This window comes from Paraburkholderia acidisoli, assembly GCF_009789675.1.
Classification (GTDB): domain Bacteria; phylum Pseudomonadota; class Gammaproteobacteria; order Burkholderiales; family Burkholderiaceae; genus Paraburkholderia; species Paraburkholderia acidisoli.
Genome location: NZ_CP046913.1, coordinates 434,353 through 451,346, shown reverse-complemented (window position 1 = coordinate 451,346; position 16,994 = coordinate 434,353). Strand labels below are relative to the sequence as shown.

Below are 16,994 nucleotides of genomic sequence, written 5' to 3'. Positions count from 1 at the left end.
TTCTTTCAGCAAGATTCGTCGATCAGACCGAGAACGACGAGCCGCAACCGCAGGTCGTGGTCGCGTTCGGGTTCTTGATGACGAACTGCGCGCCATTGAGATCGTCCTTGTAGTCGATCTCGGCACCCACAAGGTACTGATAGCTCATCGAATCGATCAGGAGATCGACGCCGTTCTTCGTCATCACGGTGTCGTCTTCGTTGACCGTTTCGTCGAACGTAAAACCATACTGGAAGCCCGAACAGCCGCCGCCCTGCACGAAAACGCGCAGCTTCAGCTCCGGGTTGCCTTCCTCGTCGATCAGTTGCTTGACCTTGTCAGCCGCTGCTTCGGTGAAAACGAAGGGACCGGGCATTTCGGTCACGGGGGTTTCGGCGACAGCGCTCATTCGAACTCTCCAAAAAAAGCTTCTAGCCGCTATTGTAGGGCTGTTCCACAGATCGTGCTTAAGCCCACGAAATCAAGGGTTTCTCGGCACTTTCCTGGCTTGGCTCAAACGTCGATTCCAACGCCCGAGTTTGCGATCAAACGCATTCATAAAACGAAAAAACCGCCCGGCGCATTCCTGCGCGGAGCGGTTTTTTTGCAGCAGCCCTGCGCCACTGCCGGAGCAGAGCGCGCAGGCGCCGAAGCGATCGATGAACGATTAACGCTTCGAGAACTGCTTGCGGCGACGTGCCTTGTGGAAACCAACCTTCTTACGTTCCACTTCACGTGCGTCACGCGTCACGAAGCCAGCTTGCGACAGTGCCGGCTTGAGCGTTGCGTCGTAGTCCATCAGCGCGCGCGTGATGCCGTGGCGAACTGCGCCGGCCTGGCCGGTTTCGCCGCCGCCCGTCACGTTCACCTTGATGTCGAACGTTTGGCCGTGGTTCGTGAGTTCCAGCGGTTGACGCACGATCATCAGCGACGTTTCGCGCGAGAAGTAGTCGGCGATGGGCTTGCCGTTGACGACGATTTCGCCCTTGCCCGACTTGATGAAGACACGAGCAACCGCGCTCTTGCGGCGGCCCGTACCGTAATTCCAGTTACCGATCATGTGGGCTCCCCTTAGATCTCGAGCGCTTTCGGCTGTTGCGCCGAGTGCGGGTGCGTTGCTTCAGCGTAGACCTTCAGCTTCTTGATCATCGCGTAGCCGAGCGGGCCCTTCGGCAGCATGCCCTTCACAGCCTTCTCGAGCGCGCGGCCCGGGAAGCGTTCCTGCATCTTGCCGAACGTCGTTTCGTAGATACCGCCGGGGTAACCCGAGTGACGGTAGTACTTCTTGTCGGTGGTCTTGTTGCCCGTGACCTTCAGCTTGCCGGCGTTGATGATGATGATGAAATCACCAGTGTCGACGTGCGGGGTGAACTCAGGCTTGTGTTTGCCGCGAAGACGGCGTGCCACTTCGCTGGCGACACGGCCGAGAACCTTATCCGTCGCGTCAATCACGTACCATTCGCGCTGCACTTCATGTGCCTTGGCGGAAAAAGTCTTCATGATCGATCCAAAAAAAATGCTGTGCCCTATCGTCCTGCTTGTATGGTGACGCTCGTTGGCGCCGGCGCAGGCTCTCCCTGACCGAGGCGATCTTGCGACCGCGCTCAGATTTCCCGCGGGCATGGATGCGGGAAACCCACGATTATAAAAGGAAATTTGGCCGCGCGTCAAAAATTGCGTGGACTTTCTTCAGAAAGCGTCGCGAGGACGGGTCGAGATCGCCGTGGAAGCGCGCCGGCGAAGGCGGCAAAAGCGCTGGACGAAAAAAAGCCCGAGCGCGTTTGCTCGGGCTTAATCCACCTTTTGAGGAGTGGAGGAGACAAGACAAACTATACCTGCCACGGTGCTGCGATGCAAGCAAATTTGCATTACGAAAAGCAACACCATAATGTGAAATAAACTCGAGCAACCTCGCCGGTCGTCATAATGTCCGTAAAATCAACTACTTGATGTTGTTTGCGGCGATTTAACAGTCTACTGACTAGAGAGATTCCCCTAATTGAATCGGCGAATTCCGACTTGCCGATCAGATGTGGCGACGCAACATCGCAGCTTGGGGCAAGAAAAGTTCGCTGCCGTGTCCGCCTCGGACATACCACAAGGCGCGGGCTACAATGCCGACTGAATCAAGAAACGGTGCAGGGGCACACGCATGGAATGCAAAGTTAGCTGGATGGGTCAGGACGGCATGGCGTTCGCGGCCGAAACGGGCAGCGGTCACCTCGTCAATATGGACGGCGCACCGGAAGGCGGCGGCCACAACCTCGCGCCGCGGCCGATGGAAATGCTGCTGGTCGGCACCGGCGGCTGCACGGCCTACGACGTGGTGCTGATTCTCAAGAAGAGCCGCCAGGAAGTGAGCGGCTGCAACGTCACGCTCAAGGCCGAGCGCGCGAGCGAAGATCCCAAGGTCTTCACGAAGATCCACTTCCACTTCACGGTCACGGGCAAGAATCTGAACCCGGCCACGGTCGAGCGCGCGATCAACCTGTCGCACGACAAGTACTGCTCGGCGTCGATCATGATCGGCAAGACCGCCGAGATCACGCATACGTTCGAGATCGTCGCGGTTTAAGGTGTCGGTTTCGGCCTGAAACGGCGCGTCACAAAGAAAAGCCGGCGCGGTTCTTCGTGAACCGCGCCGGCTTTTTTGCGTACGCGTTGCGCGACTGAATGAGGTGACAAAGCAGGCCGATAAGCCGGATTCTGTGCACGCGCCGCGTCCGAAGACGCGCCGCGCGTGGCAGCCATTCCTCTAGGCGCGCCATTGCTGACGCGCTCAAGCTTCCTACCCGCTGGCGCGACGGGGGCACCGCCCTGCATCTCGAAGATGCTAGCCAGCCTACTTGGAATTGCTCCGGGTGGAGGTTACCGTGCCGTCTACGTCGCCGCAGACGCGGTGCGCTCTTACCGCACCGTTTCACCCTTACCTGATCCCGACCGAAATCGGGCCATCGGCGGTCTGTTCTCTGTTGCCCTGTTCCGCGTGTCGCCACGGATGGCCGTTAGCCATCACCCTGCCCTATGGAGTCCGGACTTTCCTCGCCTCCTCGGCCGAAACCTCGGAGCCGCGACTGCCTGGCCTACTTTGCGAGGCGCGATCTTAGCATGCTCGCGCCGCGCACGCGGGGGGCCGGATCGATTGACCCGGCTGACGGCTTTATCGCGCGCGGCGGCCGGGGCGAAACACCGTTGCGTCGTCATAGAACGCGGGGTTGTCGTTGGGCGGCCACCAGCCCGGAATGCCGAGCACGGGCAGCGGCGCGAAGCTGCGCCCGCTCAGTGCCGGCGCGGCCGCGAGTTCGGCGCTCACCGCTTCGTCCAGATGCGCGTCGCGTTGCGCGCGCGGCCACGAGAAATACGCTTCGGGCACGTCGATGATCCACGCATGCGCGGTGCACGCCGCATAGGGCGCAATGAGCTTTTCGAGCAGCGCATGGCCGAATACACGCACTTCGGCGCGTACCTCGCGGTGCGCCGCACCAGGCGCCTCGTCGAACGCCGCTTCCCACTTCGCGCGCCCGGCGACGAACAGCGTGCGCCAGTCGAAGCCGCGTAGCGCCGCGGCGAGCGTCGCATCCGAGCACGCGAACAGCACCGCGTTTTCATCGAATAGCGTAAGCGCGTCGCGCAGGCCGCCGCGCGTCGGGCCCACGCCGAGCGTGTCGATGGCCGTGGCCTGGCGCGCGTTGAGCGTCGCCTTGATGCGCGGATACGCGAACCACGCGAGCGCGTTGAAGAAGTCGTGGAGATTGTGGCGCGTGGGCACGCGGCCGGTTGCGGCGATGTGCGCCTCGTAGGCGGCGCCTTCGGGCAATTCGTCCTGCGCGATGAAGCCGAGCGGCTGACCGCGCCCGGTACGCTGGCCGCTTGCGCGCGCATCGGCATTCAATTCCCGCAGATACGGCGCGTAGCCCGCGAGCGCCGCCTGCTGCCAGCGGCGCCCGCGCGCGCCGTGTTGCGCGAACCACGGGCGCGTCCAGTCGATATCGGCGAAATGGCCGGCGGGCAAACTGCGGCGCGGCGCGCAAGCCGTTGCGCCCGCATCGTTCACCGCGTTTTTCTCCGCGCCGTTCACCGCCGCTGCCGTACCGACCGAAGCCCGCGCGTCGCTCAATCGAGCTTCCAGCCGATCGACTCGCCACCGCGCAGCGGCACGACGGTGGTGTTGCCGGCGTCGAGTTCGGCGGGCAACGTCCATGCCTCGCGGCGCAGCGTGACGGTTTCCGTCGCGCGCGGCAGGCCGTAGAAGTCGGCGCCGAAGAAGCTCGCGAAGCCTTCGAGCTTATCGAGCGCGCCGGCGTTGTCGAACGCTTCGGCATACAGCTCGAGCGCGTGCAGCGCCGTGTAGCAGCCCGCGCAACCGCAGGCGTGTTCCTTCAGGCCCTTTTCGTGCGGCGCGCTGTCGGTGCCGAGGAAGAAGCGCGCGTCGCCCGAGGTGGCCGCTTCGACCAGCGCCACGCGATGCGTTTCGCGCTTGAGCACGGGCAGGCAGTAATAGTGCGGACGGATGCCGCCCTGGAAGATCGCGTTGCGGTTGTACAGCAGGTGATGCGCCGTGATGGTCGCGCCGAGCAGGCCGGGTGCGGCGGTATCGGCACGAATGTAGTCGACGGCGTCTTTCGTGGTGATGTGCTCGAACACGACCTTGAGCGCCGGGAAGTCGCGGCGCAGCGGCGTCATCACGCGGTCGATGAAGACCTTCTCGCGATCGAACAGGTCGATGTCGGCGCTCGTGACTTCACCGTGCACGAGCAGCGGCATGCCGACTTCCTGCATGGCCTCGAGCGTGGCCGCGCACTTGCGGATGTCGGTCACGCCCGCGTCCGAATTGGTGGTCGCGCCGGCCGGATACAGCTTCACGCCGTGCACGAAGCCGCTGGCTTTGGCGCGGCGGATTTCGTCGGCGGGCGTGTTGTCGGTGAGATAGAGCGTCATCAGCGGCTCGAACGTCGAGCCCGCCGGCAGCGCCGCGAGAATGCGCTCGCGGTAGGCGGCGGCCATCTCCGTCGTGGTGACGGGCGGCTTGAGGTTCGGCATGATGATCGCGCGGCCGAACTGGCGTGCCGTGTGCGGCAGGACGGCCGCGAGCATCGCGCCGTCGCGCACGTGCAGGTGCCAGTCGTCGGGGCGGGCGAGCGTGAGAGTCGTGGGGGAAGTGGCGTTCATGACTTGTAGGGTGCGCGCTGGGCGGCGAGTAATGAGTACAGGTACGGCGGAGAACGGGTACGGCGGAGTACGGCGTTTCGGCATATCGCGCGGCGTTGGCGGCCTTGGCCACTTTCGCGGCTTTAACAACTTTCGCGGCTTCGGCGGCTTTTTTGCGAGGCTCGCGGCACGGGCGCTCCACACTGGCGCGAGCGGCTTGCACTGACGCGGTGCGCATGACGTCGCCTCGCAGCGTCGCAAACACGCGACATCGCCGGGTGCGTTTTGCACGCCTGCCGCACGCGGCCGCGTGCGGCAATCCGCGAACAGCGGGCACGTACGCCGCGCGTTCAGCGCAGATGCATGCCGGTTTCACGCGCGCGGCCGCTTCATCCCGTGCTCGTGGAATGCATACGACAAATTTCGTATTGGCGAGCCGCAGGCCAATGATATGCTTGGAAAATCATCATTGTACCGGTTCGTGTCACGACTCAGCGGCCAGTTCCGCCCGCCGCCACTGCCGTCATTCGTAACGCCAGCGCAACACCAGCACCATGTGCCAACTTCTCGGAATGAACTGCGCCGCGCCCACGGACGTCACGTTCTCCTTCACCGGATTCGCGGCGCGCGGCGGCGCCACCGACCACCACGCCGACGGCTGGGGCATCGCATTCTTCGAAGACAAGGCCTGCCGCCTGTTCATCGACAACGAGGCCTCGGCGCGCTCGCCCATCGCCGAGATGGTCAAGCATTACCCCATCAAGTCGCGCAACACCATCGCGCATATCCGCAAGGCCACGCAGGGCAACTGCGCGCTCGAAAACAGCCACCCGTTCCAGCGCGAGCTGTGGGGCCGGCACTGGATCTTCGCGCACAACGGCGACCTGCAGGACTTCAATCCGGTGATGTCGGGCGTGTACCAGCCGGTGGGCACGACCGACAGCGAACGCGCGTTCTGCCTGTTGCTGCAAGGTCTGCGCAAGGCGTTTCCGGGCGCGCAGCCGCCGCTCGACGAACTCTTCGCCGCGCTCGAAACGCTCACGCGCGAGATCACGCAGTTCGGCGTGTTCAATTTCCTGATGTCGAACGGTCAGGCGCTGTTCGCGCACTGCTCCACGCATCTCTACTATCTCGTGCGCCGCTGGCCGTTTTCCACGGCGCATCTCGTCGATGCCGACGTTTCCATCGACTTCGCGAAATACACCACGCCGGAAGACCGCGTGGCCGTGATCGCCACCGCGCCGCTCACCGACAACGAAGTCTGGACACGTTTCGCGCCCGGCGACCTGCTGATGTTCCAGCACGGCGAGGTGATCGCGCAAACCAGCGTGCCGGTGCCGCAAAAGGTGCTCGACAAGCTCGCGAATCCGTCGCTCGACGCTTCCGCCAGCGCGGCGCGTTCGCCGTGCGCGGGCAAGGCAGCGGCCGCGATCGACGCCGAAGCCGTGGCCGATTTGCAGACCTGGGGCGAGTAACACCGCACCCGGCCCGCGCTTCGAAGTCGTATCGGCCATAAAAAAAGCCGCGCAATTCGCGCGGCTTTTTGCATGCTGCGCAGGGCCGAAGCCCCGCGAGCGTCAGTGCAGGATCTTCGCCAGAAAATCCTTCGCGCGGTCCGACTTCGGATTCGCGAAGAAGTCTTCCTTGCGGTCGTCTTCCACAATAGCGCCCTTGTCCATGAAGATCACACGGTGCGCGACCTTCTTCGCAAAGCCCATTTCGTGCGTGACGCACATCATCGTCATGCCTTCCTGCGCGAGTTCCACCATCACGTCGAGCACTTCGTTGATCATCTCGGGGTCGAGCGCCGAAGTGGGTTCGTCGAACAGCATCGCGACGGGGTCCATCGACAGCGCGCGCGCGATCGCCACGCGCTGCTGCTGGCCGCCCGAAAGCTGACCCGGGAATTTGTCGGCATGCGCGCGCAGACCCACGCGATCGAGCAGCTTCAAGCCCTTTTGCGTGGCTTCGTCCTTGCTGCGGCCGAGCACCTTGATCTGCGCGAGCGTCAGATTTTCCGTGATCGAAAGATGCGGGAACAGTTCGAAGTGCTGGAACACCATGCCCACTTTCGCGCGCAGTTTCGACAGATTGGTGCGCTTGTCGCCCACCGACTGACCGTTCACGAGGATCTCGCCCTGCTGGAACGGTTCGAGCCCGTTGACGGTCTTGATGAGCGTGGACTTGCCCGAGCCCGACGGCCCGCACACCACCACCACTTCGCCCTTCTTCACTTCCGTCGTGCAGTCGGTCAGTACCTGGAACTGGCCGTACCACTTCGAAACGTTCTTAATTGAAATCATCTTGCGACCTTTTTCTGAAGACCTTTCACAAGGCTCGATGCAACCACGCAAATCACGAAATAGCATGCGCCCGCGAACAGTACCATCTCCACCGTCGTCCCGTCACGGTCGCCGATATTCGTGGCCGTGCGGAAGAAGTCGGCGAGACTGATCACGTAGACGAGCGACGTGTCCTGGAAGAGCACGATGGCCTGCGTAACCAACAGCGGCACCATCGCGCGAAACGCCTGCGGCAGCACGACGAGACGCATGGCCTGCGCGTAGTTCATGCCGAGCGCGAACGACGCATTGATCTGCCCGCGCGGCACCGCCTGAATGCCCGCGCGAATGATCTCGGAGTAGAACGCGGCCTCGAACAGCGAGAACGCGACCATGGCCGAGGCGAGGCGAATGTCGATGTCGGCGGAAAGCCCGAGCACGTTTTGCAGCAGCTGCGGCACGATCAGGAAGAACCACAGCAGCACCATCACGAGCGGGATCGAGCGGAACACCGTGACGTAGCCCTTGGCGAACCATTCGAGCGGCTTCACGCTGGACAGCCGCATCAGCGCGAGCAAGGTGCCCCACAAAATACCGATGACGATCGCGCAGACCGTGATCTTGAAGGTGACGATCGCGCCCGTCCACAGCGTGGGCAGTGCGCCCGGAATGCCGCTCCAGTCGAAGTGATGCATCACTTGCCTCCGATATAGCCAGGCAGCCGCGACTTCGCCTCGACCCAGCGCATGAGCGTCATCACCACGAAGTTGACGAGCACGTAGGCGAGCGTGACGGCGATGAACGACTCATAGGTCTGCGACGTGTAGTCGACGAGCTGGCGCGCCTGCGCGGACAGATCGAGCAAACCGATCGTCGAGGCAACGGCCGAATTCTTGAAGATGTTGAGGAACTCGCTCGTGAGCGGCGGCACGATGATGCGGTACGCGACCGGCAGCAGCACGTAGCGGTACGTCTGCCATTGCGTGAAACCCATCGCCAGACCGGCGGCGCGCTGGCCGCGCGGCAGCGCGTTGATGCCCGAGCGCACCTGCTCGCACACGCGCGCGCCGGTGAAGAGCCCGAGACACAGGATCGACGAGGAAAAGAATTGCGCGTTCGGCGGCAGTTGCTTGAACCAGTTGCCGAGCGAAGGCGGCAGCAGTTCCGGTATCACCAGATACCAGACGAAGAACTGCACGATCAGCGGGATGTTGCGGAACACGGCCACGTACACCGTGCCCGCGCCGCTGGCCCATTTGCCGGGCATGGTGCGCATCACGCCGAAGATCGAGCCCACGACGAGCGCGATCACCCACGCGGCGAGCGAGACCGTGATCGTCACCCAGAGGCCCGAGACGAGCCAGCCGAGGTACGTGGTCGGTTCGCCGGTGGAGACCGGGCTCAGGAGAATGCCCCAGTTCCAGTGATAAGACATGAAAAGACTCCAGGAAAAAAGAACGGAAGAAGGCGGGCTTCTTCCGTTCCGTTCCAGATACAGATAGCGCGATCAGCCGCGATTCAAACCACGACGTTTAGTCGATGGCCTTGTCGTTCGGGCTCTTGAAGAGCGCCTTCATGTCGTCGCTCTCGGGGAAGTTGAGGTTGAGGCCCTTCGGCGGGATCGGCGACTCGAACCACTTCTTGTAGATCGCGTCGGCTTCGCCAGAGGTCTCGACCTTGGCGATCGCGTCGTCGGCGACCTTCTTGAACTCGGGGTCGTTCTTGCGCATCATGCAGCCGTACGCTTCATGCGATTGCGGCGCGCCGACGATCACGAAATCGTTCGGCGTATTCGACTTGGCGCGCTCGCCCGCGAGCAATGCGTCGTCCATCATGAACGCCACGGCGCGGCCCGTGGAGAGCGTCATGAACGACTCGCCGTGGTCCTTCGCGCTGATGATGTTCATGCCCAGGTTCTTGTCCTGGTTCATCTTGCGCAGCAGACGCTCCGACGTCGTGCCCGCCGTCGTGACGACCGTCTTGCCCTTGAGGTCGGCGAAATCCTTGATGCCCGAATCCTTCTTCGTCATGAGGCGCGTGCCGATCACGAAGATGGTGTTCGTGAACGCGGCCTGCTGCTGACGCTCGGCGTTGTTGGTGGTCGAGCCGCACTCGATGTCGACCGTGCCGTTCTGCACGAGCGGAATGCGGTTCTGCGACGTGATCGGGACCAGCTTCACCTTGAGGTTCGGCATGTTCAGCTTCTGCTTGACCGCCTCGACGATCTTGAGCGCGAAGTCCTGCGAATAACCGATCACGTTTTGCTTGTCGTCGTAATACGAGAACGGAATCGACGATTCGCGGTGGCCGAGCGAAATCACGCCCGTGTCCTTGATCTTCTTGAGAGTGCCCGATTCCTGCGCGAAAGCGCTCGTGGCGGCAACGCAACCGAGAAGCGCGAAAAGGGCGGCGGTCTTTTTCATCTGCATGCTGTTTTTCTCCATGGCAAACCGCGCGCAGTTTAGCAAAGTAATTTTATTGAAAGAATCAAGATGTACCCTGGAAACGGTGCCTTTTCGCAGGATGTCGCGTGGGCGCGACGGTAACAAAATTCCCTTAAAGAAATGGCGAAGGCGGCCGCCCCCTTGTGGAGGACGTCCGCCTTCTTCCGCGCCTTGATGTGCGGCGCAAAACTTACCGATCGATCAAACTTGCCGACCGCGCAATCACACTTTCTTCACATTGGCCTCATGGCGCCCGCGTGAACGCGATTCGAGGTCGATATACGCTGAGCGCGCCGGCGATCAGGGGTACAGGCCACGCATTTCGCGCGCCATCAGGATGCGCTTACACGCAACGATAAACGCCGCCGTACGCATCGACACCTTCTGCTCGCTCGACACTTGCCAGACCGCCGTGAACGCTTCGCGCATCACGCGTTCGAGACGCTCGTTGATCTCGTTCTCGGTCCAGAAGAAGCTCGAGAAGTCCTGCACCCATTCGAAGTACGAGACCGTCACGCCGCCCGCGTTCGCCACCACGTCGGGGATGATGAGCACGCCCTTGTCGTGGAGAATGTCGTCGGCCGCCGTCGTGGTCGGGCCGTTCGCGCCTTCCACGATGATCTTCGTGCGGATCTTGCCGGCGTTCTTTTCGGTGATCTGGTTTTCGAGCGCTGCCGGGATCAGGATGTCGGTTTCGACGGTCCAGAATTCTTCGTTGGCGATCACGTCCGCGCCCTCGAAGCCCGCCACGCCGCCCGTCTTCGCCACGTGCTCGAGCAGCGCGGCCGCGTCCATGCCCGTGGTCTTGTAGAGCGAACCCGTGTGGTCCTGCACCGCCACGAGCTTCGCGCCCGCTTCCTGGAACAGGCGCGCGGCGATGCCGCCCACGTTGCCGAAGCCCTGCACCGCGATGCGCGCGCCTTCGATTTCGAGGCCCGTGCGCCGTGCCGCTTCGCAGCCGACCACGAACACGCCGCGGCCCGTGGCTTCGCGGCGGCCGAGCGAGCCGCCGAGCGCGATGGGCTTGCCCGTCACGACGCCCGTGGCCGTTTGGCCCTGGTTCATCGAGTACGTGTCCATCATCCACGCCATGATCTGCTCGTTCGTGTTCACGTCCGGCGCGGGAATGTCGGTGTTCGGCCCGATGATGATGCCGATTTCGCTCGTATAACGACGCGTCACGCGTTCGAGTTCGCCCTTCGAGAGCGTACGCGGATCAACGCGGATACCGCCCTTCGCGCCGCCGTACGGCACGTTCACGGCCGCGTTCTTCACCGACATCCACGCGGACAGCGCCATCACTTCGGACAACGTAACGTCCTGGTGATAACGCACGCCGCCCTTGCCGGGACCGCGCGACACGTTGTGCTGCACGCGATAGCCTTCGAAGTGCGCCACGGTGCCGTTATCGAGTTCGATCGGGCAGTCGACGATCAGGATGCGCTTGGGGCGCTTGAGCGTTTCGAGCCAGCGCGAGAGCGAGCCGAGATACGGCGCGACGCGATCGACCTGACGAAGGTAGTTGCCCCACGGACCGAGGTTTTCGGCGTGAAGGTAGGAAGGAACCGACTGCAGTTGGGATGACATGAACGCTCCAGCGTCGAACAAGTGGTGCCATTGTCAGAAAACCCCCACGTGAAATCCAATGCCGTTTGATCATCCCGTTATGCATTTGGCGCATAACGTCCCCGAGGTCGATGCAACGGCTCGCGGGCTCCTTGCTGCTGGCCAGTCTGGCCGGATTCGAAAGACGCCGCGCGCGGCGCGCCGCGATTATTGCGGCGCACGAAAAACACCGCTGCGCACGACGGCCAGACGGCCCGCGCCGGTGTTATCGCTGCGGCGATACATTCCGTTATAGGGCGCTCAGGTTACCGCTTCGTCAGCTTGCTCGCCCGTTGCGTGCCGCGCGTTCGCGCGCGAGTTCGGCGGCCACGGCGTCCCACAGCTCGCGCACGAGCGCCTGGCGCGCGTCGTCGCCTTGCGGCGCGAGCTTGTCGCGATACAGGCGAATCTCCATGTCGAGCGTGAACTGCCCGGCGGCCTGGCCGCGCATGCCGCGGTCGAGCCGGATCAGATCGCCGCTGGCGACCGCGTCCTCGACCGCGCTGTGCGGCAGGAACGCGATACCGTGGCCGGCGAGCGCCATCGCCTTGAGGCCTTCGGCCATGTCGGTTTCGTACACACGGTCGAGATAGAGCCGCGTGGGCGCGTTGCCGACGATCACTTCGGTCATGCGCCCGAGGTACGCGTTGGGCGTATACGAGAGATACGGCGCGGGCGCGTCGGGCGTGCCCGGCAGCGTGTAGCGCGCACGCCCGGCGCGTTGCGGCGCGGAAAACGGGCTGATCGATTCGATGCCGAGCGTGAGCGTGTCGTAGCGCGCGGGATCGAGCGTCACCGGGTGACTCGGGTGGTGATACCCCATCACGAGATCGCAACCGCCCTCCACCAGCGAGAGCACGGCGTCGTGCACGTTGAGCGCGCGCAGGCGCGTGTGGATGCGCCCGAGCTTGGCCTCGATGCGTTGCAGCCAGCGCGGGAAATACGTGAGCGACAGCGTGTGCGGCACCGCGAACTCGATGGTCGCCGCCGGTGTGGCCGTGTGGCCGCGCAGCAGCGTGCGCGCCTCGTGGAACTGCGAGAGCATCGCGAGCGCCTGTTCGTAGAACACCTGGCCCGCGGCGGTGAGGCGCGTCGGATAAACCGAACGGTCGATCAGTTCGGTGCCGAGCCACGCTTCGAGCGCCTGAATGCGGCGCGAGAACGCCGGCTGCGTCACATGGCGCAGCTCGGCCGAGCGGCTGAAACTATGCGTTTCCGCGAGCGAAACGAAGTCTTCGAGCCATTTGAGTTCCATGCGGGTCGTGAGCGATGTCGTGAAGCCCGCATTCTAGAGCGGCCGGCGCGTGCGCGGCGTCTCTATCGCGTTGCCCTCGCCTTTCGTTCGCGCGACGGCGTTGGGTTACCGCGCCGCCCGGCCGCGCCGCGTCACGCCCCGCGGCTCCTGCCCCACGCGTCACGCCCCGAGCTTCACGCGCCGCCGAGCGCCGCGCGCAGATCGTCGCGCAAGGCGTCGCGCAGTTCGGCCACCACGCCGCTCCAGTCGCCGAGCGTGGTTTGCCGGAACACGCGCGCCGACGGGTACCACGCGGAATCGCGGCGATCCTTGCCCCAGCGCCAGTCGGGTTGCGCGGCGAGCAGCACCCAGACGGGCTTGCCGAGCGCGCCCGCCAAATGCGCGACCGAGGTATCCACGGTGATCACGAGGTCGAGCGAGTCGATCAGCGCCGCCGTGGCCGCGAAGTCGTGCAGTTCGTCGCCGATGGCGTGCAGCGGCCACGCGGGCGCGACGTCGGGCAATTGCGCGGCGCCCGGCCCTTTCTGGATCGCGAACCATCCGTTGCCGTCGAGCGCCGCGAGCGGCTTGAGCGCCGTGAGCGGCACCGAGCGGAACGCATCGAAGTGATGGCGCGGATTGCCCGCCCACACGAGCCCGATGCGGCGCCGCGCATTCGGCGCCAGTTCCGTCACGCGCTCGCGCCACGCGCGCGCACGCCGCACATCGGCATACATATAGGGCGTATCGGCGGGCGGCGGGCCCGCGAAGCGCGACGGCAGGCTCATCACGTCGCACCAATAGTCGTAGCGCCGGGCGAGCGCCTTATCGTCGGGGCGGGCGTCGAGCACGCGCGTCACGCCCGGCACCGTGGCGGCGAGCGCGGCGAGTTCCGGCGCGACCCACGCATCGACGCGCGCGCCCAGCGCCGCCAGCTCGCGCGCATAGCGTACGAACTGGATCTGGTCGCCCACGCCCTGCTCGCGGCAAATCAGGACGCGCTTGCCCTTGAGCGGCTCGCCACGCCATTCGCGCCCCGGGCGCGGCGGATAGCTCGGCTTGCCGACGGTGGTCGTCTTGCGGTTCTCGAACAGCGGCCAGCCGCCCGCGTAATCTTCGCGGCGCAGCTTCAGCATGCCGAGCTGAAAGCCCGATTCCGGCAGTGCGGGATTCAATTCGAGCGCGCGCCGGTAGTAGATTTCCGCTTCGTCGTAACGCGCGAGCGCGGTGAGCGCGAACGCGAGATTGTTGACGACGCCCGCGCCGTCCGGCTTGAGTTCGGCCGCGCGCCGATACAGCGGAATCGCTTCTTCATAGCGATGCTGCGCGTCGTAGACGTAGCCGAGTTCGAACAGCGCGAGCACGTTGTCCGGCTCGCGCGCGAGCACGTGCTCGAAGCACGGCGCCGCCTCGGCGGGCCGCGCCATCGCACGCAGCAACCGTCCCATCTGGAGCCACGTGCCGATGTCGTTGCCGTCGAGCGCCGTGGCCGCGCGATATTGCGCGAGCGCTTCGTCCTTGCGGCCGGCCTTGTCGAGTGCGCGGCCGAGATTGAACGCGAAATGCGCCGACTGCGGCTCGAGCATGCGCGCGGCGCGATAGTGGTGCGCCGCGCCTTCGAGATCGTTCAGTTCCAGCAGCGCGTTGCCGAGGTTGTTGTGCGCGTTCGCGAACTCGGGCGCATGCGCGAGCGCCTGGCGCTGCCATGCCGCCGCCGCCGCGTGATCGCCCAGCCGCGCGGCCGCCACGCCGCGATTGGCCAGGTATTCGGCGTTGCCGGGCGCCTGCGCGAGCGCGCGGTCCATCAACGTGGCGGCTTCGTCCAGCTCGTTGCGGCCGAGCGCGATCACGCCCAGATAATGGAGCGCGCCCGCGTGTTCGGGCTGCGCATCGAGCGCGGCGCGGTAGTGTGTGCTCGCGGTGTCGATACGACCTGCGCGATGGTGCGCGAGACCGGTTTCGACCAGAACATCCGCCTGGAGAGACGGCGTGAAAACTTCGGGAGTGGTGGCAACGGACATGACAGCAAACCTTTGATTTAGCTCAAGCTTTTGAACGTGCCCGCACTCTATCGCCGTCTCAAAACTCCACATCGCGAAAAGATCGGGGCGCGACGATGCGCCTCAGCCGGCACCCCATCCCGCGCTGCGCGCACGCGCTGACGGAAGCGGCGCGGGACGCTGTCGGCGAGGTGCTAAAATGCCCGGTTCCCGCCGCCTCAAACCGAACTGAGCGTAACGTCCAGCGTTACGTCCCCATCATGTCCGACACTCGTCCCGATACCCTCTTCGCCCTCAACGCGCTCTCCCCGCTCGACGGCCGCTACGCCTCCAAGACCGAAGCCCTGCGCGACTGGCTCTCGGAAGCCGCCTTCATGCGCAACCGCGTGACCGTGGAAATCCACTGGTTGATCGCGCTTTCGCAAGCCGGCTTCGCGGAAGTGCCGCGCTTCTCGCAAGCGTCGGAGCAATTCCTGCTCAAGCTCGCCGAGAACTTCACGGCGCATGACGCCGCGCGCATCAAGGACATCGAGCGCGTGACGAACCACGACGTGAAGGCCGTGGAGTACTGGCTCAAGGAGTCGGTGAAGGGTCAGCCGGAACTGGAGCGCGCGAGCGAATTCATCCACTTCGCCTGCACCTCGGAAGACATCAACAACACGTCGCACGGCCTGATGCTCGCCGGTGCGCGCGAGCATGTGATCCTGCCGGCGCTGCGCTCGGTCTACGAACGCCTCGTCAAGCTCGCGCACGCGCAGGCCGACCAGCCGATGCTCTCGCGCACGCACGGCCAGCCCGCCAGCCCGACCACGCTCGGCAAGGAAATCGCCAACGTCGCGGCGCGTCTCGCGCGCGCGATCACGCGCATCGAAAAGGTCGAACTGCTCGGCAAGATGAACGGCGCTGTGGGCAACTTCAACGCGCATCTCTCGGCGTACCCGGAATTCGACTGGGAAGCGTTCTCGAAGGAAGTTGTCGAGCAGCGTCTGAAGCTCGTGTTCAACCCGTACACGATCCAGATCGAGCCGCACGACTACATGGCCGAGCTGTTCGACGCCGTGGCGCGCGCGAACACGATCCTGCTCGACCTCGACCGCGACGTGTGGGGCTACATCTCGCTCGGCTACTTCAAGCAGAAGCTGAAGGCCGGCGAAATCGGTTCGTCGACGATGCCGCACAAGGTCAACCCCATCGACTTCGAGAACTCGGAAGGCAATCTCGGCCTCGCGAACGCGACGCTGCGCCACCTCGCCGACAAGCTGCCGGTGTCGCGCTGGCAGCGCGACCTGACCGACTCCACGGTGCTGCGCAATATCGGCGTGGCGTTCGGTTACTCGCTGCTCGCGTACGACTCGCTGATCCGCGGCCTCGACAAGCTCGAAGTGAACGCGCAGCGTCTGAACGATGACCTCGACGCCACGTGGGAAGTGCTGGCCGAGCCCGTGCAAACCGTGATGCGCCGCTACGGCATCGAGAACCCGTACGAGCAGTTGAAGGAACTCACGCGCGGCAAGGGCATCACGCGCGAAGCGCTGCAAACGTTCGTTTCGGGTCTCGCGATTCCCGAAGACGCGAAGCAGCGTCTGCTGGCCATGACGCCCGCTTCGTACGTCGGCAAGGCGGCAGAACTGGCGAAGCGAATCGCGTAAGCGTTTCTTGCGCGAGGTTTGCGAAGTCCGCGAAGTCCGCGGCATAAAAAAAGCGCTCGATCGAATCGAGCGCTTTTTCGTTTACGGCGATGTGGCGTGATACGTGACGTGAATCCGCGACATTAATCCGCGACGTCAGTCCGCGCCGCGAATCTCGATCTGCCGGATCACTTCCTCGACGATCTGCTCCGGCGTGAGTTCGATACTCACGACGATCGCTTCGTCCTCGCCCGGTTCTTCGAGCGTCGCCAGCTGGCTTTCCAGCAGCTTCGGATCGAAGAAGTGCCCGGTGCGGTGCGTGATGCGCTCGCGCAGCAATTCATAGCTGCCCTTCAGGTACACGAAACACACGTCGCGATCGTTTTCGCGCAACACGTCGCGGTACGAGCGCTTGAGCGACGAGCACGTGAACACGGCCGTCTCGCCCGCGTGCTGTTTCTCGACGATGGCCGCGCGGATCGTGCGCAGCCAGGGCCAGCGGTCGTCGTCGGTGAGTGGAATGCCGTCGTGCATCTTCTTCTTGTTGGCTTCGCTGTGGAAGGCGTCGCCGTCGGTGAAGGTGCACTGGAGGCGCTCGGCGAGCAATTCGCCGATACGGGTCTTGCCGGCGCCCGACACGCCCATTGCGATCAAAATCATTGACTACTCCAATC

At 64.1% G+C, this 16,994-nt stretch carries 16 protein-coding genes and 1 other RNA gene; 3 read left to right on the top strand and 14 right to left on the bottom strand.

Annotation, left to right across the window (positions count from 1 at the left end):
- Window positions 1-22 precede the first annotated feature (22 nt).
- The 3 genes from erpA to rplM all read right to left on the bottom strand — a co-directional run bounded on the left by erpA (window position 23) and on the right by rplM (window position 1,479).
- The gene (gene erpA, locus FAZ98_RS01980; protein WP_158948275.1) at window positions 23-388 is read right to left on the bottom strand and encodes an iron-sulfur cluster insertion protein ErpA; all 366 of its coding nucleotides are present in this window, start codon (window positions 386-388) and stop codon (window positions 23-25) included.
- 258 nt (window positions 389-646) lie between these two features.
- Window positions 647-1,039: a 30S ribosomal protein S9 gene (gene rpsI, locus FAZ98_RS01975; protein ID WP_158948273.1), complete on the bottom strand. Its 393-nt coding sequence runs from the start codon at window positions 1,037-1,039 to the stop codon at window positions 647-649.
- 11 nt (window positions 1,040-1,050) lie between these two features.
- Complete coding sequence (gene rplM, locus FAZ98_RS01970; RefSeq protein WP_028201949.1) at window positions 1,051-1,479, bottom strand: 50S ribosomal protein L13; 429 nt, start codon at window positions 1,477-1,479, stop codon at window positions 1,051-1,053.
- Window positions 1,480-2,131: 652 nt separating this feature from the next.
- Between rplM and FAZ98_RS01965 the strand changes: the two genes are divergently transcribed.
- Window positions 2,132-2,554 (top strand): OsmC family protein, encoded by a 423-nt coding sequence (locus FAZ98_RS01965; protein WP_158948271.1) that lies wholly within the window; start codon window positions 2,132-2,134, stop codon window positions 2,552-2,554.
- 104 nt (window positions 2,555-2,658) lie between these two features.
- On the opposite strand, the gene rnpB is transcribed toward FAZ98_RS01965, so the two are convergent.
- The 3 genes from rnpB to pyrC form a co-directional block, all read right to left on the bottom strand.
- Window positions 2,659-3,069: RNase P RNA component class A (gene rnpB / locus FAZ98_RS01960), an RNA gene on the bottom strand.
- A gap of 70 nt (window positions 3,070-3,139) precedes the next feature.
- A complete protein-coding gene (locus FAZ98_RS01955) occupies window positions 3,140-4,096 on the bottom strand; it encodes a DUF3025 domain-containing protein (protein WP_407672023.1) in 957 nt (318 codons plus the stop codon).
- Complete coding sequence (gene pyrC, locus FAZ98_RS01950; protein WP_158948266.1) at window positions 4,093-5,148, bottom strand: dihydroorotase; 1,056 nt, start codon at window positions 5,146-5,148, stop codon at window positions 4,093-4,095. Before pyrC ends, FAZ98_RS01955 begins: the two co-directional genes overlap by 4 nt.
- Before the next feature lie 533 nt (window positions 5,149-5,681).
- Between pyrC and FAZ98_RS01945 the strand changes: the two genes are divergently transcribed.
- On the top strand, window positions 5,682-6,602 hold the full coding sequence (locus FAZ98_RS01945) for a class II glutamine amidotransferase (protein WP_158948264.1): 921 nt from the start codon (window positions 5,682-5,684) through the stop codon (window positions 6,600-6,602).
- A 102-nt stretch (window positions 6,603-6,704) separates the two neighbouring features.
- On the opposite strand, the gene FAZ98_RS01940 is transcribed toward FAZ98_RS01945, so the two are convergent.
- The 7 genes from FAZ98_RS01940 to FAZ98_RS01910 all read right to left on the bottom strand — a co-directional run bounded on the left by FAZ98_RS01940 (window position 6,705) and on the right by FAZ98_RS01910 (window position 14,713).
- Window positions 6,705-7,430 carry an amino acid ABC transporter ATP-binding protein gene (locus FAZ98_RS01940; protein WP_158948262.1) on the bottom strand — a complete coding sequence of 242 codons (726 nt, stop codon included), beginning with the start codon at window positions 7,428-7,430 and terminating at the stop codon, window positions 6,705-6,707.
- The gene (gene gltK / locus FAZ98_RS01935) at window positions 7,427-8,104 is read right to left on the bottom strand and encodes a glutamate/aspartate ABC transporter permease GltK (RefSeq protein ID WP_158948260.1); all 678 of its coding nucleotides are present in this window, start codon (window positions 8,102-8,104) and stop codon (window positions 7,427-7,429) included. The genes FAZ98_RS01940 and gltK overlap by 4 nt, the downstream gene beginning before the upstream one ends.
- A complete protein-coding gene (locus FAZ98_RS01930; RefSeq protein WP_158948258.1) occupies window positions 8,104-8,844 on the bottom strand; it encodes an amino acid ABC transporter permease in 741 nt (246 codons plus the stop codon). The genes gltK and FAZ98_RS01930 overlap by 1 nt, the downstream gene beginning before the upstream one ends.
- A 97-nt stretch (window positions 8,845-8,941) precedes the next feature.
- The gene (locus tag FAZ98_RS01925; protein ID WP_158948256.1) at window positions 8,942-9,838 is read right to left on the bottom strand and encodes a glutamate/aspartate ABC transporter substrate-binding protein; all 897 of its coding nucleotides are present in this window, start codon (window positions 9,836-9,838) and stop codon (window positions 8,942-8,944) included.
- 315 nt (window positions 9,839-10,153) lie between these two features.
- Window positions 10,154-11,440, bottom strand: a complete 1,287-nt coding sequence (locus FAZ98_RS01920; RefSeq protein ID WP_158948254.1) for a Glu/Leu/Phe/Val family dehydrogenase — start codon at window positions 11,438-11,440, stop codon at window positions 10,154-10,156.
- Between the two features lie 295 nt (window positions 11,441-11,735).
- Window positions 11,736-12,713 (bottom strand): LysR family transcriptional regulator, encoded by a 978-nt coding sequence (locus FAZ98_RS01915; RefSeq protein ID WP_158948252.1) that lies wholly within the window; start codon window positions 12,711-12,713, stop codon window positions 11,736-11,738.
- Window positions 12,714-12,886: 173 nt separating this feature from the next.
- Window positions 12,887-14,713 (bottom strand): tetratricopeptide repeat protein, encoded by a 1,827-nt coding sequence (locus FAZ98_RS01910; protein WP_158948250.1) that lies wholly within the window; start codon window positions 14,711-14,713, stop codon window positions 12,887-12,889.
- A 239-nt stretch (window positions 14,714-14,952) separates the two neighbouring features.
- On the opposite strand from FAZ98_RS01910, the gene purB reads away from it, so the two are divergent.
- Complete coding sequence (purB, locus tag FAZ98_RS01905) at window positions 14,953-16,341, top strand: adenylosuccinate lyase (protein WP_158948248.1); 1,389 nt, start codon at window positions 14,953-14,955, stop codon at window positions 16,339-16,341.
- 135 nt (window positions 16,342-16,476) lie between these two features.
- On the opposite strand, the gene FAZ98_RS01900 is transcribed toward purB, so the two are convergent.
- Window positions 16,477-16,980, bottom strand: coding sequence for a gluconokinase (locus FAZ98_RS01900; protein WP_158948246.1), 504 nt, complete (start codon window positions 16,978-16,980; stop codon window positions 16,477-16,479).
- Window positions 16,981-16,994 lie beyond the last annotated feature (14 nt).